Source organism: Nocardioides sp. NPDC057577, assembly GCF_042801335.1.
Taxonomy (GTDB): Bacteria; Actinomycetota; Actinomycetes; order Propionibacteriales; family Nocardioidaceae; genus Nocardioides.
Genome location: NZ_JBHVGB010000113.1, coordinates 1 through 19104 on the forward strand (window position 1 = coordinate 1; position 19104 = coordinate 19104).

Genomic DNA, 19104 nt, shown 5'->3' on the forward strand with positions numbered 1-19104 from the left:
AAACTCGCTGCCGGCCTCGCCAAGTACGACCTGGTCGCTGCTGGTCTGGCCGAGGGTGTGGTGTCTCAGGACAAGGCCCGGGTGATCACGAAGGCGCTCGATGCCGTCGAGACCGACCCGGCCGCCAGTGCCGAGGACCTGGCCCTGGCCGAGAAGCTCCTCGTGGACTACGCCAGCTGGATGACCGCGAACGAGCTCAAGATCGCCGGACGCCGGGTTCTGGCCGAGATCGACCCCGCACGATTCGAGCAGGCTGAGGCCAAGGCCCTGCAGCGGGAGGAAGAGCACGCCCAACGGCGCACGTTCTTCCAGTCGCGTGACAACGGCGACGGCACCATCGACATCCACGCCCGGGTTTCCCGTGCGGTCGGGATCAGGCTCCGCACCATCCTCGACTCCCTGGCCCAGCCCCGGAAGTGGTCCGCACAGGACAAGGGCCGCAAAGCCCCCTACGACCGGTTGCTGGGTCAAGCGTTCGCCCGCGTGATCGAGACCTACGACGTCGACCAGCTGCCCCGCCACGGTGGCCACGCCACCACGGTCTTCATCACCATGAACGTGGACGACCTCCGCAACGACCTCGGCACCGCAGCCCTCGGCTTTGACGGCGAGATGATCACCGCCGCCGAGGCCCGCCGGCTGGCCTGCAACGCCGACCTGGTCCCGGTGGTGCTGGGCACCAACTCCGAAGTCCTCGACCTCGGCCGCACCGCCCGCCTGGCCCACCCGATCCAACACCGCGCCCTGCGGCTCCGCGATCAAGGCTGCCAAGCCGAGGACTGCGACGCCCCAGCCGCCTGGACCGAAGCCCACCACCTGAAACCCTGGTCCGAAGGCGGCAGAACCGACATGGCCAACATGGTCCTGCTGTGTCCCAGCGACCATCGCCGCATCCACAACGCCGGCTCCGAGTATGAGCGACTCCCGGACGGACAGATCCGGTTCACCCGACGGACCTGAACCAGCCACGCCCGCAACCAGACCACCCCACCACGCACGTCCTTGGCCGCCATGCGTCCGCGTCCGCTGAGACGATCGGTGCGCGCTTCCCTGACCCTGGTGGGACTGACCGTCGTCGAACCGCTGCCGGCCCTCGACCGGTGAGGATCGCCGGTCCGGTGCCGATCACCGGACCGCACCGAGCTCGACGCGGGACCGGGCTGGACGCGGGAACGTGCCCGGTTGGTCGCGCACCACGTCTGGGTGGGGGCTATCCCACTGCTGCTGATGCTGCCCTCTGCCACGGCGAGGTCCCACGCTCCGCAGCAGAGGGGATCAACATCTCGGCGGGGCACAGTGCCCGCGCCGTCGTCGCCGTCCATGCCGCTAAGGCAGCCAACCCGCCACCGGCCCCGAGCGACGCGCGCTTGTGAATCCTTCACAAGGTGTCATCGCCTTGTAAAAGGGCCCGAGCATCAGCCTCCACAACCAAGGAGTCAGCACCAGAAGTCCCAAGCCCGTACCCAACCCAGGGAATCCGCGCCAAACCCCGCCGCCGACCCCGAGAACACCCTCCGTAACGGGTCGGCGGCCACCAGCCACCGGCCAGCCCTCAGTTGACTGTCCGCCCCGTCAGAACATCCTGGTTCTGAGCAAGCCATGCATCCATCTCGTCCTCCCGCACGGCGTCCCACAGCTTCCGCCCCTCGCGCCGATCGAGATGGACGACGCTCTGCTTGCCCTCTCGTCCCAGCCCGGCAACGGGAGCCGTGAAGAAGGTCAGGTCCGACGATGGCATCCGGGCGAGGTCGAGGGCCAGGCCACGGAGGTCACCGCCGGAGAAGCCGGAGTCGACGGTCAGGTGGCGGGTGATGATGTCGAGGAGGTCGTACGCCTTCTTGGGGTTCTTCGGGTCGACGCTCTGGCGCAGGCCGCGGAGGATGGATCGCAGCACGTACTGCTGGCGCTTCACACGGTCGAGGTCGCCGCCGGGGAGGCCGTAGCGCTGGCGCACGTAGAGGAGGGCCTCCTCGCCACTGAGCAGGTGGGTGCCCTTGGTCCAGGTGCGGTCGCGCGCGGAGTCGTGGACGGTCTCGGGGATGTAGACCTCGACGCCGCCGAGGAGGTCGCCGATCTCCTCGAAGCCGGCCCAGTCGACCCAGGCGACGTGGTCGATGCGTACGCCGGTGAGCTTCTCGACCGTCTGCACGCTGAGCCTCGGCCCACCTTGGGAGAAGGCGGCGTTGACCTTGGCCTTGCCGTGGCCCGGGATCCGCACCCAGGAGTCCCGTGGGATCGAGACGACCGAGGCCGAGCGGCGGTCCGCGCTGAGGTGGAGCAGCATCATCGTGTCGGCGCGCTGCTCACCGGGCGTCCACGACGCGGTGGCCCCGCTGCCGGTGGTGGCCTCGCCGCCGGTGCGTCCGTCGGTGCCGAGGAGCAGGATGTTCAGGGCGCCGGCAGCGTCGCCGGCAGCCTCGGGACGCTCCTCGAGCCCGGCGAAGACATCGACGGTCCGGACCTGGCGGTCGAGCCGGTGGGCGAGATACCAACCGGTGCCGGTCACGGCGCCGACGAGCACGACGAACGCGATCCCGACGCTGAGCCAGATGCGCTTCTTCTTCATGGCCGTCCTCAGTGGTGGGGGTCGAGGGCGGATAGAGGCTAGTCGTCGCTACTCGCGGTCGTCGAAGTGGTCCTCCCAGGAACGCCGCAGGATCGTCGGTACGTCGCCGGCCAGGGCAGTGCGCAGCGCGGTGAGCTGCTCGTCGTCGAGAGCGATTCGGGGGAAGGCTCGCCCGACCTCGATGGCGAAAGCCTGGCCACGGGTGGCCAGGGCCGGCGCCTCGGCGAGATAGGCGGTGACGTAGGGACGCAGCAGGTGCGCCTGCTCGGCGATCCACATCCCCGATGCCAGCGCCCCGAAGCGACGGTTGTCGACACCGGGGGCGAGCATCGCCTCCCAGGCGGCGTCCTTCGCGCTGGTCGAGGGACGGGCAGCGAGGGCCCGAAGCGCCCCGAGGTCTCCCTCGGCGGTGCCGTCCCGGCCGCGCTCGGTCGCGATGAACCGGGCGTCGGCCTCGCCGAGCGAGGCGAGACGTACGATCGCCGCCCAGCGTGTGGTCGGCAGCAATGGGATGCCGACACCGACCTTGTCGGCGTCCAGCCAGCCGCGCAGCAGCCCGGCGTCCGCGCTGGTCGCGGCCAGGGCCCCCGCCCAGGCCAGGGCCCGCTGCTCGTCGTCGGCGGAAGCCGCCAGGCCCGCGGCGGACGCGGCGGCGACCCGCGCCACCGCTCCTGCCGCGCGCGAGGCCGGCACCCGTTGCGGGATCACCACGGACCGCACCTCGGCAAGGACTCCCTCGATGATGTCCGCCCGGGTCTCCGCAGGAAGGTGGGCCTCGACCAGGTCGAGGTAGTCGTCGGCCGAGAGGTCACGCGATCGCACCCGCAGGGCGGTGGCGGACCAGAGCACGGCACGTACGAGCGGGTCCTCGAGCCGGGAGAGCCCGCCGGAGAGCGCCTCCCACGACCCCGGGTCGAGGCGGAGCGCGGCGAAGGTCTCACCGCCGGCGTTGGGGACCACGGCGAGGCCGGCGAACTCCGGCAGCGGCAACGGTTCGGCACCCAGCTCGACCCGCTTGCGTCCCACGAGCCGCAGCGCGGAGTCGTAGCCGGCGACGGTGAACGCGTGCGGCCGGCTTCCCTCGCGCTCCAGGACCGGTACGTCCCCGTCGCGCCGCACCGACACGGTGTCGAACCCCGGGCGCCGCAGCCAGGCGTCCACCCACCCGCGTACGTCCTTCGGCGAGCTCGCCGCGAGCGACTCGACGAAGTCGGCCAGCGTCGCGTTGGCGAACCGGAAGCGGGTCAGGTGACGGTTGACCCCGGCCATGAACTCCTCGTCACCGAGCCAGAAGGCGAGCTGCACCAGACAGGCCCCGCCCTTGGCGTAGGAGATGCCGTCGAAGATGGTGGCGGCGGTGTCCACGTCGGGCACGTCCACGGCCAGCGGAGCGACCGGATGGGTCGAGCGTCGCGCGTCGGAGCGGTAGCCCCACGGCTTGCTCCCGATCTCCACCTCGACCCGCAGGTCCGAGAAGCCGGCGCCCGCCTCGGCGACCCGGTAACCCATGTAGTCGGCGAACGACTCCTGCAGCCAGGTGTCCTCCCACCAGGTCATCGTCATCGAGTCGCCGAACCACATGTGCGACATCTCGTGGGCGATGATCACCGCGCGGAACGCGCGCTGGGTGTCGGTGATCGCGCCGCGGGGCAGCAGCTCGTCGCGGTAGGTCACGCACCCCGGCATCTCCTGCGCACCCCAGTTGAGCCCGGGCACGAAGACCTGGTCGTAGGAGTCGAACGGGTAGGGCTCGTCGATGAGGTCGGCGTAGTGGGCGAAGCACGCCTCCGACGTACGCCGCAGCTCGTCCGCGTCGCGGTCAAGCTCGGCCGCCAGCGACCGCCGCGCATGCCAGCCGAACTCGAGGCTCTCCCCGGAATCGAGCACAGCCGTCCAGCGCACCGAGTGCCACGGCCCGGCGGCGACGACCAGCAGGGCCGGCGGGATCGGGGGAGTGGTGGCGAACACCCAGCGTCCGGCGTCGTGCGAGACGACGGCGCCGTTGGCGAGGACCGTGTCGGCCGGATCGGCGGTGACCGCGACCGCGAACGACGCCTTGAGGTCGTTCTGGTCGAAGCAGGCGTAGACCTTCGAGGCGTTGTCCATGCCCAGGTAGGCGGACACATAGCGCGACCCGTCGACGGGGTCGGTGAACGTGTGCATCCCGTCGCCGTCGGTCGTGCAGGGCAGCGTCGCGGTCACCTCCACCTCGTTGAAGGCGTCGGCCGAGAGCCCGGTCAGGGCCACCCGACTGCCGTCGTAGGCGACCTCGACCGCCTCGTCGTTGACGACCAGCGACACCGCGAGCGCGCCCTTCAGGTCCAGGAACGTCTCGGCGACCGTGGATCGAAACCGGACCCGGGTGCGACTCCGGAACGTCTCGGGACCGGTGAGGTCGAGATCGAGGGAGTAGGAGACGGAGCTGAGCACGCCGGCCCGTGTGCGGGCCTCGTCGAGTGTGAGGGACACGACCTCCAACGTACGTCCTCGCAGGTCAGCACGCGCGCGCATTTCGCTGTGAGCGTGACCCGGGGATAGTCTGTGGCAGTTGCCTCGGCGAGGGAGCGCCTCGCGCTCCGTGATCGACAAGGTGGACGTCTCTTCTCAGAGACGCCGTGCCTTCGTCGCACGGCCTTCGTTGGACCAGCCGGGCGCCATTGACGTCAGCATCACTCACCGAGGAGTTCAACGCATGTCCAGCGAGAAGATCGTCGCCGAGAAGCGCACCGAGTTCGGCAAGGGTGCCGCTCGCCGCATCCGCCGTGAGAACAAGATCCCGGCGGTCGTCTACGGCCACGGCGCCGACCCGATCCACCTGAGCCTGCCGGGCCACGACACCATGATGGCGCTCAAGAACCACGGTGCGAACGCGCTCCTCGAGCTCGACATCGACGGCAAGACCCAGCTCGCCCTGACCAAGCAGGTCCAGGTCGACGACGTCCGCCGCGTCATCGAGCACGTCGACTTCGTCGCCGTCCGCGCGGGCGAGAAGGTCACCGTCGACATCGTCATCAACGTCGTGGGCGATGCCGCCTCCGGCACCATGGTCGTCACCGACGCCAACACCCTGACCGTCGAGGCCGAGGCCACCCACGTGCCGGAGAGCATCGAGGTCAGCATCGAGGGCCTCGAGATCGGCACCCAGATCCTGGCCGGCTCCGTCACGCTGCCGAAGGGCACCACCCTGGTCAGCGACCCGGAGACCCTGGTCGTCAACATCACCGAGGCCAAGACCATCGAGGAGCCCGCCGAGGCTGCCGAGGGCGAGGCCGCCGAGGCCACCGAGGCTGAGGCCGCCGACGCCGAGTGACTTCTGACTCGGTGACCGACGGCGTCTGGCTGGTCGTCGGCCTGGGCAACCCCGGGCCGACGTACGCCGGGCACCGTCACAACATCGGCTACCTCGTCACCGACGAGCTGGCCAACCGGCTGGGCAGCAAGTGGCGTGCCCACAAGTCCGGCCGTGCTGACGTCGTGGAAGGGCGCCTCCGGGGGACTACCCCCGGGGTGCCCGGCCCACGCGTCGTGCTTGCGCGCTCGCGGACCTACATGAACGAGTCCGGCGGGCCGGTCAAGGCGCTCGCGACCTTCTACAAGGTCCAGCCCGACCATGTCATCGCCATCCATGACGAGCTCGACATCGCCTTCGACACGATGCGGGTCAAGCTGGGCGGTGGCGACAACGGCCACAACGGCCTCAAGTCGATGCGGTCCTCTCTGGGCACCGGCGACTTCCACCGGGTGCGCGTCGGCATCGGCCGCCCGCCCGGTCGCCAGGAGGTGCACGACTTCGTGCTCTCCAACTTCTCCAGCACCGAGCGCAAGGTGCTGCCGTTCGTGGTCGACACCGCCGCCGACGCGATCGAGACGCTGATCAACGAGGGTCTGGAGAAGACCCAGCAGCGGTTCAACTCCTAGGGTCGACTCTCAGGGGTCAACTCTGAGGGGTCAGCTCCGAGGTGGCCGCAGATACCGGTCGTACGCAGCGACCGCCGCCAGCTGGGAACCGACCTCGAACTTCCGCAGGATCGACTTCACCTGCGTCCGCACCGTCGTCTGCGCCACCCCGAAGCGCGACGCGATCTCGGCGACGGTGGCCCCGTCGTAGAGCAGCTCGAGCACCTCGTGCTCACGCACCGTCAGCGATCGGACCAGGCGGTGCATGCGTTCGCGTCCTTCCCGCATCAGGTGCCACTGCGAGACCAGTCCCTCGACCTCTCCCGGAGTGTGCCCGTGCCGTCCCTCGGCCGCATCGCGCAGCGCGTCCTCGATCGTGTCCGAGTGGGTGTCGTCGGAGAGCACCGCGACCGCGCCGGCCTCGAGCAGGGCTCCCCAGAGCCCCCCGCGCGGGGCGGAGGTCAGCACGACCCCGGGCAGTCTTACGCCTCGGACCAGGTCACACACCTCGCCGAGATGGGTCCAGCCGTCGAGGTCGGTGACCACCAGCCAGGCCGAGGGAGCTCCGACGAGCAGCTCGTCGGGATCCGCGGAGGTGGAGGCCGTCGCCGTCACGGTGATTCCGTGCTCGTCGAGCGCAACCGTCACGGCATCAAGGGTCATCGTCTCGTCCGCTGAGACTGCGACCCTGAGTCGTACGGTCGAGGCTGCCATGTCTGCTGTGCCGTTCGGTCGTCCCGGTCCCCGCCAGATCTCCCTGGGGGTATGAATATTGTGGGCGGATCCAGGCGGAGATCGGGAACCTGTTCTACAGTGCCCCAAGTTTGGGGATGACCTGGGACAACGCTTCCCGCAATGTAATTTGTGGACGACCTCGAAATTCTATGACTCCTCAATTCTCGGTATTGGCCCGAAATGGGGTCACGTGGCGATACCGTGCTGATTACGTTGCCTTGTAAAGGTTTCGGTCACAACATTCATATTGGGACGGCCCGACAAGCTCGGGCTGGGGGAGCAGGGCCTGGACACGGCCCTATTCGGGACTCATACCTCACTGGCCGACCCGTCCTGGGGAGCAGTATGTCTATGTCCATTTTCCAACGGATCAACTCGGGTTGGTTAACCACCGCGTACGCAACCACCACCGCCGTCCTGATCGGCGTCCAGAGCTTTCTGATCGCCGTCCTTCAGGGCCCTTGGGTCTCCTTCCGTCCCGGCGGAGCACTCCTCTGGGTCCTTCTCACGGTCATCGTCGTCACCACCTCGCTCGCGGCCGCCGCAGCGCTCCTGTTCGGTGCTGTGCGCATCTACCGGCGCGTGTGCGCAGCGGAGGCGAAGGCAGCCGACGAGATCTACCACGACCTGCTCAGCGCGCGTGAGACGCAGCGTCTGCACCGGGCCCGGATGCACGAGGTGACCTCGACCCTCGCCGGTGTTCGCTCGGCGAGCGAGCTGCTGTGCAACTCCGAGACGCTCGACCCGGAGCGTCGCGTCGCGATGATGGCCATGATGGGCAGCGAGCTCAGGCGCCTGGAGCGCCTCGTCCGTGCCCAGCGAGGCGGCGCGGACACGATGCCCGTCGACACCGGAGTGATCGACGTCGACGCGGTCGTCCACAACCTCGCCCTGGCCCACGAGGCCGGCGGCACCACGGTGGTCCACGAGCCCAGCAACGCGCTCGCGGTCGGCAGCTCGGACGCGGCCGCACGGATCATCAACATTCTTCTCGACAACGCGGCCAAGCACGGCTCCGGCGCTGTCGACGTCACCGTCCGGCACGAGCCTGGCGAGTCCCGTCAGATGGTCGTGATCGAGGTCTCCGACGACGGCCCCGGGGTCGCCCCCGAGGTGCGCGAGCGGATCTTCGAGTGGGGCGTCCGCGGGCCTGACTCAGCCGGCCAGGGGATCGGGCTCAACGAAGCCCACACCGTGGCCGAGCGGATGGGGGGCTCACTCCGCCTCGCCGCCGCGGAACGTACAACCTTCGTGGTCACTCTTCCCAGCGCCGTGATCCCGCGCGCCACGACAGAAGCAGAGCAGGAAGGCGTCCCCGATGACGTTGTCGCCGCGTAGCCAGTATCGAGTCGTGATCGTCGAGGACCACGTCCTCTTCGCCGAGTCGCTCGAGCTCGCCGTCTCGATGGAGGGGTACGACGTGCGTCGCATCCCGATGCCCAGCGAGCCCGTCTCCACCGCCACCATGGTCTCCGTCGTACTCCGCAACAAGCCGAAGGTCGTGCTCCTCGACCTCGACCTGGGCCGCTACGGCGACGGCGTACGCCTCATCGAACCGCTGGCCAAGGCCGGCGTCGACGTGGTCGTGGTGACCGGCGCGATCGAGGAGGCTCGCTGGGGCCAGGCGCTGCGCAACGGCGCCCGCACCGTGCTGTCCAAGTCCCGCCCGCTCGGCGAGATCCTCGGCACCGTCAGGCGGCTCTACCAGGGCGCCTGCGTCCTGGCGGTGAGCGATCGCGAGCGGCTGATCCGGGTCTGGTTCGAGCGCCAGCACGAGGTCTCCGAGCTGAGCCGTCGCATCGAGCTGCTCACCAAGCGCGAGTCGCAGGTCCTCGGCCACCTGATGCTCGGCCGCACCGTCCACGAGATCGCCGTCATCGGCGTCGTGTCGGAGGCGACGGTGCGCACCCAGGTGAAGTCCATCCTCGCCAAGCTCCAGGTCACCTCCCAGATCGCCGCCGTCGGCCTCGCTCACCGGCTCGGCTGGCGGTCCCCGCAGTCGCTGGAGTGAAACCACTGGTCTGGACCAGTGGGTTCCGGTTCCCTCATTTGGTCTAACCGGACCCCCATCGGCCCCCAACGACCGCTTTCTTCCCGCATTGTTCTGGCATGAAGTAAGCGTTCGGGCGCCCAGCAGCTTTGGGGGAGATGATGACGGTAGAGCTGGCGTCGGTGGAGACAGTAGTCCCGATCGACATCAACCGACGGAGGGTGTCCGCCAAGGCACCCTCCCTTCGGTTGCAGGCCTCGATGGTCGACGGGCTCGCGCTGATGATCCTCGCGCCGCTGATCGTGGGACAGGAGATCGTCCACGCGCTGGTGTGGGGTCTGCTCTGGGGGCTGGCCACCAGGATCACCGCGCCGAAGATCCTGCCCGGCGCCGAGCGCCTACGGGCGACGGTCTCGGGGGTCTTCAAGGCGTTCATGGCGATGAGCATGGCGACCTGGCTGCTGGGTGCGCTGGTCGAGCTGCCGCAGGCGCAGCTGGTCGTGCAGACGATCCTCGGGCTGGTGACCGCGCTCGCGTTCCGGGTGGTGGGCTACATCTTCAGCTCCCGGCCGCGCACCCCGTTGCGGGTCGTGGTGGTCGAGGCGGCCCATGACCACGGAGCGATCCCGGAGTGGACCCATCGGCTCAGCGGCGGCCTGATGGAGGCCGCGGCGGTATGCCGCGCCGACGGGCTCTCCGGCGCGATCGCCTCGGTCGGGCCCGACGCGGTGCTGGTCGTCCCCGGGCCCGACCTGGCCGGCCGCGAGATCCAGCGACTGGCCTGGACGAGCGAGTCCTTCGGCCTTCCCCTGCTGGTCAGCACCCGGATGCAGGACGTGACCCCGCAGCGTACGTCCTCGATGCGGCTGGGCTCGATGAGCCTCCTCTACGTCGACGAGGCCCTGCGGGCGCGGCTGACCCGGGTGGCCAAGTACGTGTGGGAGTGGCTGGCCGCGGCGGCAGCCGCCGCCGTTCTTGTCCCGGTCTTCGCCGTGATGGCGGTCGTGATCAAGCTCGACTCCCCGGGCCCGGTCTTCTTCCGGCAGGTGCGCGTCGGACGCAACGGCAAGCAGTTCCGGATCTGGAAGTTCCGCACCATGGTCGTCGACGCCGAGTCGCTGCTGCGCACGCTCGACCACCGTCCCGGCCAGGTCCTCTTCAAGCTCCGCGCGGACCCGCGGGTGACCCGTGTCGGGCGGGTGCTGAGGAAGTACTCCATCGACGAGCTGCCGCAGCTTTTCAACATCGTGCTGGGCCAGATGTCGCTGGTCGGACCTCGGCCTGGACTGCCGAGCGAGGTGGCGATGTACGATCGGGACTCGCATCGCCGACTCGCGGTTGCTCCCGGTCTGACCGGGCTGTGGCAGGTCTCGGGGCGATCGGACCTCTCCTGGGAGGACACGGTTCGCCTGGACCTGGACTATGTGGACAACTGGACGCTGCTACGCGACTTCGGAATCGTCGTTCGTACGGTCAAAGCTGTCGTGCGTGGCTCTGGCGCCTACTAGTGAGTGTCGCCTAAACTCCCAGGCCGTTGTGTGAGCAACCCAACACGTACGAACAACTGGATCCTCGACGGGAACGTCCCCCATGCAAACCTCCCCCCACCCCATGATTGCCGGCCGATACGAGCTGCACCGCCTGATCGGGCGAGGCGGTATGGGCGAGGTATGGCAGGCCATGGACCTCACCCTGCAGCGCTGGGTCGCGGTCAAGATCGTGCGGACGTCGGCCGACCCGACGATGATCGAGCGGTTCCGGCGCGAGTCCCTCTCCACCGCGGCCGCCAGCCACTCCGGCACCGTGCAGGTCCACGACGCCGGGATCGAACGTACCGCCAACGGGCCGATGGCCTTCCTTGTCATGGAGCTCCTGACCGGCCCCGACCTCGGCGAGCGCCTGCGCTCGCACGGCCCGCTGATCGCCCGCGAGGCCGGTGAGGTCATCGTCCAGGCCGCGCGTACGCTCGCCGCGGTCCACGCCCAGGGGATCGTCCACCGCGACATCAAGCCGTCCAACCTCGTCTACGACAGTGACCGCAGGATCAGGATCGTCGACTTCGGGATCGCCCAGCTCGCCCGCCTGGGCGACCAGCGGCTGACCTCCACCCACGACGTGGTCGGAAGCCTCGGCTACCTCTCGCCCGAGCGTGGCTCGGGGGGCGAGGTCGGTCCGCCGAGCGACATCTACTCGCTGGGCTGCGTCTTCTACGAGATGCTCACCGGCCGCACCCCCTACTCCGGCGGCGCGCCGGCGACGATGGTCTACCAGCACGCCACCGCACCCATCCCGCGGGTCAGCGGCGCGGTCCAGGTGCCGAAGATCATCGACGACCTGGTCGCGATGATGATGGCCAAGGACCCCGGGCAGCGGCCGAGCGCGCACGACGTCGTCGCGGTGCTCACCGGCTCGGGCCCGCTACCGGTCTTCGACGTGCAGGTGCCCCGGCAGCGGCCGATGCACCCGTCGGGTCCGATCAGCACCTCCGGTGCCTACGAGGCTTTCGGCGGGAGCGGCTCGTTCCCCGCAGCCGGGTCGACCGGGGCCACCGGTTCGTCCGGGGCGTTCGCGAACATCGGGGCGAGCGGGTCGTTCCCGACCGGCGGGTCCCGGGTGGCGAAGCCCTCCGGCGCCAACCGGACGTTGAGCATCCTGCTGGCAGTGGCCCTGGTCGGTGTCGCGGTCGGCGGCCTGGCGACGTTCGCCTCCTTCCGGAGTGCCTCCGAGACCGGCCGGGCGGCCGCACTCAGCGAGGCGCTCCCCGAGACCATCGAGCTCGCCGTCGACGTGATCTTCGAACGCGATGCGCTGCAGCCCGTCGCGCAGGCGCCGGTCAACGTACGCTCCACCTACCTGCACACGACCGACCTCGCGGTCGAGGAGTGGCGGACCGCCGCGGCCGAGATCGACGTCGACGGTGATCCCGAGCTGCGGAGTCTCCACCACGACATCACCGAGGTGCTCGACGACTTCGAGCTCTACCGGGTCGAGATGCAGCAAGGCGACCGGGCCAGCCAGGACGCTGCTCGCGAGGTCTACACCGCGTTGGCCAGCAACCTGCTGATGCTCGCGGCGCAGGTGCCGGAGCTGGAGGACGGCCAGACCGGTGACCAGGTCCGCAACCTCAGCAGGCTGACCGGGGCCGCGGAGGCTTTCAGCATCGAGCGGGAGCTCATGGTCGTCGCGCTGTCCGAGAACGAGATCGGTACGAAGTCGGTCAAGGACCTCACCGACGCGGAGGCCGCCTGGGTGAAGTCGTCCTCGGCGTTCTACTCGGGTGCCTCGCCCGAGCTGCAGGCGGAGCTCGACCGGGTCTCCGACGGCACCTTCGACAAGGGCTCGGGCGCGATGATGGTGCAGCGTACGGTCCGTGATGTTGCCGCCAAGGGCAGCATCGACGGCGTCGCGACGGAGCTGAGGGCGGCGTCGAAGGGCGAGCCGATCGTCCGCACCTGGTCCGACGGCGCCGTCGAATACATCCAGAGCCTTCTCGAGGTGATCCTGAAGTCGGCCGAGACCATGGCCAACGACGTCACCGACGAGGACGAGCGTGCCAAGACCGGGCTGATCCTGCGCGCTGTGCTGACCGGGGTGGTGCTGGTCGTCGCGATCGGGCTCGGGCTGGGTCTTCTTCGGAGCCGGCGGACGTCTCGATAGAGTGCCGCGGGTGAACTTCGAAGCGGAGCCAGAGAAAATTCAGCAGAGCGATGCCGGTGTGCCCACGCCCGAGATCCTCGCCTCCGACCACCTGCTGGCCGCCTGGCTGGCCGAGACCGCCGGTCGCCGGCTGCTCGAGGTGCGCGCCACCTCCGGCCTGGAGGGCAAGGAGCTCAAGGACGCCGGTGACCTGGCGGCACATGAGCTGCTGATGGAACTCGTCGCCGCCTACCGTCCCGAGGACGGGGTCCTGTCCGAGGAGGGCAAGGACTCCAAGGAGCGGCTCACCCAGGACCGGGTGTGGATCATCGATCCGCTCGACGGGACCCGCGAGTTCTCCGAGCCGCCGCGCGATGACTGGGCGGTGCACGTGGCGCTGTGGGCCTCCTCCAACGGAGGAGAGCTCATCGCCGGCGCGGTCGCGCAGCCGGCGCTCGCCGACGCGTCCGTGCAGAGCACCTTCCACACCGGTGCCGCTCCGGTCGTGCCGCCGTCGACCTCGACCCGTCCCCGGATCGCGGTCTCCCGCAGCCGCCCGCCGGCGTTCGTGGAGGCGCTGGCCGAGGAGATCGGCGCCGAGCTGGTGCCGATGGGATCGGCCGGCGTGAAGATGATGTCGGTCGTGCGCGACATCTCCGACGCGTACGTCCACGCGGGCGGGCAGTACGAGTGGGACTCCGCCGCTCCCGTCGCGGTCGCGGCTGCTGCTGGGCTGTTCACCTCGCGCATCGATGGCTCGCCGCTGCGCTACAACCAGGACGATGTCTATCTGCCTGATGTGATCGTGTGTCGGCCGGAGCTCTCTGAGCAGATCCTCTCCTTTATCAAGCGCAACGGGGTGGAGTGACGCCGTTTCTGGCTGACTCTTGTTTCGCCGCGGTTGTGTGACCGTGTTTTGGTTCGGCTGTGGGCCGCCGACCCGTTCTCGAGTGTTTCTCGACCTGCCCCGGAGTAAAGGACGGCCTTCGGCCGCCGGCTTCGCCGGCCGCTTCGCGGTCCTTGACACCGGACCATGTCGAGAAAGATTTGGCTGGCTATCGGGGCGGCGGCCCCGGTGTGGTCGCCGGGTGATCGCTCCTCGGGAGGTGGACGTCCCCGGGGCGAACGAAAATTCGTTCACCCCGCGAACCCACCTCTGCCAGGGGGCAGCCTTCCCCGGTGAAAGAAAATTCTCTCTCACTCGTCGACCCCACCAAGTCGGCAAGGGTCCTGCCTGAACGAAAATTCGTTCACCTCCGAGGCACCGGCCACCCAGCATCCCAAGCTCGTACCCAATCGAAATCGGCGTACCAAACCCCTGCCGCCGGCCCGATAGCCAGCCATCTTTTTCTCGGCGACGGCCGGTGTCAAGGATCGCCGCAGGCGACCGGCGAAGCCGGCGGCCACAGGCCGTCCTTTACTCCGGACGCCGCCGAGAACACCCTCCAAGCAAGGGTCGGCGGCAAACCCCAACCACAAAAGAACGCCAACCCGCCGACGCGCAAGAAGCAAAGCTCAAGCGCCGACCAACAGGTCCTCGAGCGACTCCAAGCTTTGCCGCGCATACCTCTTCCACATCCACCCGAAAACCGGCATCGCGAACGATGCCGCCCGAGAGGCGGGGGTGACATCCCAGGACCAAGTGACCCGGGTGCCGGTGCCGGCGGGGGCGAAGGACCAGCGACCGACGACGTGACCGACCAGGAGCTTGAGCGGGCCGGAGAGCGGCGTGATCTCGTAGGAGAACGACGAGGGAGCGTCGATGCCGGTCAGGGTCTCGCGCATCGTCGCGCCGTCGGCGAGAACGATCGTGCGGGTCTCACCGACGGTGTCCCAGTCGCCGGCCTGGTCGCGGACCTCGGCGATCGGGCCGATCGCGGCGTACCGGCGACCGAAGATCTGCGGCAGCGGGGCCGGGAGGACGCGGGCGAGGGCGGTCTCGTGGGCGACCGGGATCGCTCGGGAGGATTCGAGGTGCAGTGCCTCTGGGTGCTGAGTCATGGGGACGAGCATGGCAGCAAGGGCCTGCCGGTAGCGTGAGGTCGTGGTCGAGAAGATTGAGATCGAGACATCGGACGGCATCGCCGAGGCCTATCTGGCCCGGCCCGAGAGCGCACCGAAGGGCGGCGTGCTCGTCTACATGGACGCGATCGGCCTGCGGCCGCGGCTGGCGGAGATGGTCGAGCGGGTCGCATCGTGGGGCTACGTCGTCCTCGCGCCCAACGTCTTCTACCGCGACGGCGGCATCGCGGAGCTGGCCCCGACCACCGATCTCCGCGACCCTGCGGCGAGGGACGCGTTCTTCGCGGACGGTGCGATGGCCCGAGTCCGTGGCCTCACGGTGGACCGGCTGGCGATCGACATCCCGGCGTACGTCGAAGCCCTCCGGACGTACGCCGCCGGTCCGCTCGCAACCCACGGCTACTGCATGGGCGCCCGGCTGGCGGTGCGGACCGCGGGGCGGTTCCCCGACGAGTTCGTCGCGGTCGGCGGCTTCCACGGCGGCGGGCTGGTCACCGCGGAGGAGGCCTCGCCGCACACCTGCATCGCCGGGACCAGGGCGGAGTACTACTTCGGCCATGCCGACCACGACCGCTCCATGACTCCGGAGAACGTCGCCGACCTCAGCAGGGCCCTCGACGACGCCGGGGTGATCTACACCAACCTCATCTACCCCGACGCCCCGCACGGCTACTCGATGGCGGACACCTCCTCCTACCAGGAGGCGGGGACGCATCGGCACTTCACCGATCTCGAGGCGCTCTACGCCCGTACGATGTCGTGATGGCGAAACCGGTGCTGGTCGTGATGGGAGTCTCGGGCTCAGGGAAGTCGACCATCGGGGCGGCGATCGCGGGGCGGCTGCGGGTGCCGTTCGAGGATGCCGACGACCTGCACCCGCAGGCGAACATCGAGAAGATGACCGCGGGGATCGCGCTCGACGACGACGACCGCTACCCCTGGCTCGAGGCGGTCGGGGAGTGGCTGGCCCGCCACGCCGAGCGCGGTGGCGTGATGAGCTGCTCGGCGCTGAAGCGGAAGTACCGGGACCAGCTCCGTCGGCACCACGCCGGGGTGACCTTCCTCCATCTGGAGGGCACCCGCGAGGTGATCGCGAGGCGCCAGGCGAGCCGACCCGGCCACTTCATGCCGGCCGCGCTCCTGGACAGCCAGTTCAAGACGCTCGAGCCGCTCGATTCGGACGAGGCCGGGATGGTCATCGACGTGAGTCAGCCGGTCGACGCGATCGTCGAGGAGTACGCAGCCCGGATCGGCGCCTGATCGGCACCGAGATGCGGCCGACACGCGCCCATCTCGGGTTGGGCACTGCGTGCCGGCCGCGGCCACACCCGGGTGAGGGACCAGCGGGCGGGCCCACCTTCGACCGTAGCCCAGGATGCGGCCCCACAACAGGGGGTTCTCGACTATCGCTGCAGGTCAGCCCGTAAAAATCTGTCCGTGGAACACGTCCGGAACCTCGGACGCCTTCGACGTGAACTCGGGGGCCCGCTTCTCCAGGAACGCGGCGACTCCCTCCTTGCCGTCGCCGATCGAGGCATAGAACATCGCCAGCGAGTCGGACAGGTGGGCCTCGAGCGGGTGGCGTGCGGAGGCGTTGCGGGTGATGAGCTGGCGGACGAGCGCGGTGCCGACCGGCGACCGGTTCTTGGTGAACCTCCGGGCCAGCTCGAAGGCTGCGGGCAGCAGCTCGTCGGGCAGGTGGATGCTGCGGACCAGGCCGCCGTCGAGCGCTTGGTCGGGGTCGAGGATCTCCGCGGTGTAGAGCCACTCCAGCGCCCGCGGGACGCCCACGACGCGTGGCAGGAAGTAGGACGAGCAGGCCTCGGGGACGATGCCGAGCTTGCCGAAGACGAAGCCGATCTTCGCCTTCGAGGACGCCAGCCGCGCGTCCATCGCGCACAGCATCGTGGCGCCGATGCCGACCGCCGGGCCGTTGATCGCGGCGATCACGGGCTTGGGGAGCGCGTGGATCGCGAGGGTGACTTTGCCGCCCGTGTCGCGTACGCCCTCGGCGTACTCGGGGTGGTTGGCCGGGTCGGCGAGGTGCTCGGCGAGCCTCTCGGGCGTCGGGTGCAGCGACTCGTCCAGGCCGAACACGTTCCCGGAGGCGGAGAGGTCCATCCCGGCGCAGAACGCCCGCCCGGCGCCGGTCACGACAACCGCGCGCACCTCGTCGGCCATCGCGTCGGTGGTGAAGACCTCCTCCAGTTCGCGCGCCATCGTCACCGTGAACGAGTTGAGCGCGTCGGGTCGGTTGAGGGTCAGGAGCGCGATGCCGTCGGCGTCCACGTCGAAGGTCAGGGTCTCGTAAGCCATGGGTCACAGTCTGTATCGATTCCGTTCAGCTACGGAAGGGCGGGTCTGCCTACTGACGAAAGTCGGTACAACCCGGTCGAGACGGCAACTACCGTGGTGGGCGTGAGTCTGCTGCGCCGGCCCCGGACCCTCGAGTCGATCCTGTCGGGCCTTCTGGTCGTGGCGGTCACCGCCGAACACCTCTACATGAGCGACGCCGGCCACCCGCAGTGGTCGGGCTGGTCGGCGCTGCTGGGAGTCCTCGGCGTCACCGTCGCGATGTGGGTCCGGCAGAGGCAGCCGGCCGTCGCGGTGGCGATCGTGTGCGCGCTGGTCGGCGGCACGGTGGTGGCCAACGACGGGTGGATCCTGATCAGCTACGTCGCGTTCGCGGCGCTGACGAGCTTCCTCGTCGGCAGATGGGCCGACCAGGTGTGGCCCTCGGCGGTCGTGACGGGCGTGGGCGTGGTGGCGCTGACCGTGCTGGACGCCGTCGTCAACGGCGGCGGAGTGCAGGTCGCGATGGCCGGCAACATGGTCATCTTCATGGCGCTGCCGTGGCTCAGCGGCCGTTACCTGCGTCAGGTCGCCCGCAGCCATTGGACCGAGATCGAGCAGGCCCAGCTCACCGAGCGTGCCCGGATCGCCCAGGAGATGCACGACTCGCTGGGCCACGAGCTCAGCCTGATCGCGCTGCGCGCCGGTGCCCTCGAGGTGGCACCGGGGCTCACCGACGCACACCAGAAGGCGGCCGGCGACATCCGCGCGGCCGCCGCCGGGGCCACCGAGCGGCTCGGCGAGATCGTCGGCGTCCTCCGCCCCGCAGCTGAGGAGGCTCCGCTGACCCCCGCCGCGGCCGGGATCGATGGCCTGGTCGAGCGCGCGCGGGAGTCGGGGATGGATGTACGCCTGGTGGGCTCGCTCGACGAGGGATCCGCGCCTGTGCGCGACGCGGCCGCCCACCGGATCGTCCAGGAGGCGCTCACCAACGCCGCCCGGCACGCTCCCGGGTCGACGGTGACGGTTGCGGTGGAGGAGCGGGAACCCGCTGGCGTACGCCTCTCGGTGAGCAACGGCCGGGCAACCCTCCCGCCGCGAGCCGGCGCGACGACCGGGCTGGGCCTGGCCGGGCTGGAGGAGGCGGCGCGTGCCGCCGGGGGCACGCTGCGTCACGGCCCCGTCGCAGGTGAAGGCTTCCAGGTGGTCGCCGACCTGCCCGCCCACCACAGGCGGAAGGCCGCCCTGTGATCCGGGTGCTGCTGGCCGACGACGAGGCGATGGTGCGGGCCGGGGTACGCGCGATCCTGGAGACCGACGAGACGATCGAGGTGGTCGCCGAGGCAGCCGACGGGCGCGAGGCGGTCGAAGCGGCCCAGCGCCACCGTCCCGATGTCGCGCTGCTCGACGTCAGGATGCCCCGGATGGATGGTCTGGCGGCGGGAGCCGAGATCGCTCGGACCGCCCCGGAGACCGCGCGGGTCATGCTGACCACCTTCTCCGAGGACGCCTACATCGCCCGGGCCCTCGGCGACGGGGCGAGTGGGTTCCTGCTGAAGTCCGGCGATCCCCGCGAGCTGCTCGCGGGTGTGCACGCGGTCGCCGACGGCGCCGCCTTCCTCTCCCCACGGGTCGCCCAGCGCGTCATCGCCGAGCTCGGCGCCGGGGCCGGTGACCGGATGTCGCGAGCCGCGGACGCGCGGGCCAAGGTCGCCGCCCTCACCGACCGTGAGCGCGACGTGATGGCGCTGGTCGCCGCCGGGCTCTCCAACGCCGAGATCGGTCGCCGTCTCCACCTCGTGGAGGGGACCGTGAAGGCCTATCTGAGCAGTGCCTTCGGTCGTCTCGGCGTACGCAACCGGGTGCAGGCAGCGGTGCGCGCCCCCCCGGCCGGGCGCGGGAGCGCGGGCCCCCAAGAGGCGCGGGGCCCAAGCCGCGCGCCCCCCGGACACCCCGGAGCCCCCCC

The 19104-nt window shown here is 69.7% G+C and carries 17 protein-coding genes; 12 read left to right on the forward strand and 5 right to left on the reverse strand.

Annotated elements, in window-relative coordinates:
- The coding region (locus ACFU7D_RS19895; RefSeq protein ID WP_378870302.1) for a DUF222 domain-containing protein at positions 1-960 on the forward strand (960 nt) is incomplete at its 5' end.
- Between the two features lie 592 nt (positions 961-1552).
- On the opposite strand, the gene ACFU7D_RS19900 is transcribed toward ACFU7D_RS19895, so the two are convergent.
- Entirely contained in the window at positions 1553-2566 is a 1014-nt protein-coding gene (locus ACFU7D_RS19900; protein WP_378726464.1) for an LCP family protein, read from the reverse strand.
- A 48-nt stretch (positions 2567-2614) separates the two neighbouring features.
- Entirely contained in the window at positions 2615-5035 is a 2421-nt protein-coding gene (gene pepN / locus ACFU7D_RS19905) for an aminopeptidase N (protein WP_378870306.1), read from the reverse strand.
- A 223-nt stretch (positions 5036-5258) separates the two neighbouring features.
- Between pepN and ACFU7D_RS19910 the strand changes: the two genes are divergently transcribed.
- Together ACFU7D_RS19910 and pth are read left to right on the forward strand one after the other, a co-directional pair.
- Positions 5259-5876: a 50S ribosomal protein L25/general stress protein Ctc gene (locus tag ACFU7D_RS19910; RefSeq protein ID WP_378870308.1), complete on the forward strand. Its 618-nt coding sequence runs from the start codon at positions 5259-5261 to the stop codon at positions 5874-5876.
- On the forward strand, positions 5873-6484 hold the full coding sequence (gene pth / locus ACFU7D_RS19915) for an aminoacyl-tRNA hydrolase (protein ID WP_378726470.1): 612 nt from the start codon (positions 5873-5875) through the stop codon (positions 6482-6484). The genes ACFU7D_RS19910 and pth overlap by 4 nt, the downstream gene beginning before the upstream one ends.
- A 30-nt stretch (positions 6485-6514) precedes the next feature.
- On the opposite strand, the gene ACFU7D_RS19920 is transcribed toward pth, so the two are convergent.
- Positions 6515-7126, reverse strand: coding sequence for a LuxR C-terminal-related transcriptional regulator (locus ACFU7D_RS19920; RefSeq protein WP_378870311.1), 612 nt, complete (start codon positions 7124-7126; stop codon positions 6515-6517).
- 423 nt (positions 7127-7549) lie between these two features.
- Between ACFU7D_RS19920 and ACFU7D_RS19925 the strand changes: the two genes are divergently transcribed.
- The 5 genes from ACFU7D_RS19925 to ACFU7D_RS19945 all read left to right on the forward strand — a co-directional run bounded on the left by ACFU7D_RS19925 (position 7550) and on the right by ACFU7D_RS19945 (position 13692).
- The gene (locus ACFU7D_RS19925) at positions 7550-8536 is read left to right on the forward strand and encodes a sensor histidine kinase (RefSeq protein ID WP_378870313.1); all 987 of its coding nucleotides are present in this window, start codon (positions 7550-7552) and stop codon (positions 8534-8536) included.
- A gap of 13 nt (positions 8537-8549) precedes the next feature.
- Entirely contained in the window at positions 8550-9209 is a 660-nt protein-coding gene (locus ACFU7D_RS19930; protein WP_350715368.1) for a response regulator transcription factor, read from the forward strand.
- A 161-nt stretch (positions 9210-9370) separates the two neighbouring features.
- The gene (locus ACFU7D_RS19935) at positions 9371-10696 is read left to right on the forward strand and encodes an exopolysaccharide biosynthesis polyprenyl glycosylphosphotransferase (RefSeq protein ID WP_378870317.1); all 1326 of its coding nucleotides are present in this window, start codon (positions 9371-9373) and stop codon (positions 10694-10696) included.
- Between the two features lie 103 nt (positions 10697-10799).
- Complete coding sequence (locus tag ACFU7D_RS19940) at positions 10800-12845, forward strand: protein kinase (protein ID WP_378726478.1); 2046 nt, start codon at positions 10800-10802, stop codon at positions 12843-12845.
- Positions 12846-12855: 10 nt separating this feature from the next.
- Complete coding sequence (locus ACFU7D_RS19945; protein ID WP_378870321.1) at positions 12856-13692, forward strand: 3'(2'),5'-bisphosphate nucleotidase CysQ; 837 nt, start codon at positions 12856-12858, stop codon at positions 13690-13692.
- Positions 13693-14339: 647 nt separating this feature from the next.
- Here ACFU7D_RS19945 and ACFU7D_RS19950 read toward each other — a convergent pair.
- Complete coding sequence (locus tag ACFU7D_RS19950; protein WP_378870323.1) at positions 14340-14825, reverse strand: SRPBCC family protein; 486 nt, start codon at positions 14823-14825, stop codon at positions 14340-14342.
- A gap of 43 nt (positions 14826-14868) precedes the next feature.
- On the opposite strand from ACFU7D_RS19950, the gene ACFU7D_RS19955 reads away from it, so the two are divergent.
- Positions 14869-15609 carry a dienelactone hydrolase family protein gene (locus ACFU7D_RS19955; protein WP_378729435.1) on the forward strand — a complete coding sequence of 247 codons (741 nt, stop codon included), beginning with the start codon at positions 14869-14871 and terminating at the stop codon, positions 15607-15609.
- Complete coding sequence (locus tag ACFU7D_RS19960; RefSeq protein ID WP_378870326.1) at positions 15609-16106, forward strand: gluconokinase; 498 nt, start codon at positions 15609-15611, stop codon at positions 16104-16106. The genes ACFU7D_RS19955 and ACFU7D_RS19960 overlap by 1 nt, the downstream gene beginning before the upstream one ends.
- Positions 16107-16262: 156 nt before the next feature.
- Here ACFU7D_RS19960 and ACFU7D_RS19965 read toward each other — a convergent pair whose 3' ends face one another.
- A complete protein-coding gene (locus tag ACFU7D_RS19965) occupies positions 16263-17162 on the reverse strand; it encodes a crotonase/enoyl-CoA hydratase family protein (protein ID WP_378729437.1) in 900 nt (299 codons plus the stop codon).
- A 102-nt stretch (positions 17163-17264) separates the two neighbouring features.
- Between ACFU7D_RS19965 and ACFU7D_RS19970 the strand changes: the two genes are divergently transcribed.
- A complete protein-coding gene (locus tag ACFU7D_RS19970) occupies positions 17265-18389 on the forward strand; it encodes a sensor histidine kinase (RefSeq protein ID WP_378870328.1) in 1125 nt (374 codons plus the stop codon).
- The coding region (locus ACFU7D_RS19975; protein ID WP_378870331.1) for a response regulator at positions 18386-19104 on the forward strand (719 nt) is incomplete at its 3' end. The genes ACFU7D_RS19970 and ACFU7D_RS19975, both read left to right, overlap by 4 nt.

Excerpts from the sequence above, each read along its gene's own strand:
- ACFU7D_RS19900 (WP_378726464.1), bottom strand. The coding sequence starts at position 2,566 with ATGAAGAAGAAGCGCATCTGGCTCAGCGTCGGGATCGCGTTCGTCGTG.
- ACFU7D_RS19910 (WP_378870308.1), top strand. The coding sequence starts at position 5,259 with ATGTCCAGCGAGAAGATCGTCGCCGAGAAGCGCACCGAGTTCGGCAAG.
- ACFU7D_RS19920 (WP_378870311.1), bottom strand. The coding sequence starts at position 7,126 with ATGACCCTTGATGCCGTGACGGTTGCGCTCGACGAGCACGGAATCACC.
- ACFU7D_RS19925 (WP_378870313.1), top strand. The coding sequence starts at position 7,550 with ATGTCCATTTTCCAACGGATCAACTCGGGTTGGTTAACCACCGCGTAC.
- ACFU7D_RS19940 (WP_378726478.1), top strand. The coding sequence starts at position 10,800 with ATGATTGCCGGCCGATACGAGCTGCACCGCCTGATCGGGCGAGGCGGT.
- ACFU7D_RS19950 (WP_378870323.1), bottom strand. The coding sequence starts at position 14,825 with ATGACTCAGCACCCAGAGGCACTGCACCTCGAATCCTCCCGAGCGATC.
- ACFU7D_RS19960 (WP_378870326.1), top strand. The coding sequence starts at position 15,609 with ATGGCGAAACCGGTGCTGGTCGTGATGGGAGTCTCGGGCTCAGGGAAG.
- ACFU7D_RS19965 (WP_378729437.1), bottom strand. The coding sequence starts at position 17,162 with ATGGCTTACGAGACCCTGACCTTCGACGTGGACGCCGACGGCATCGCG.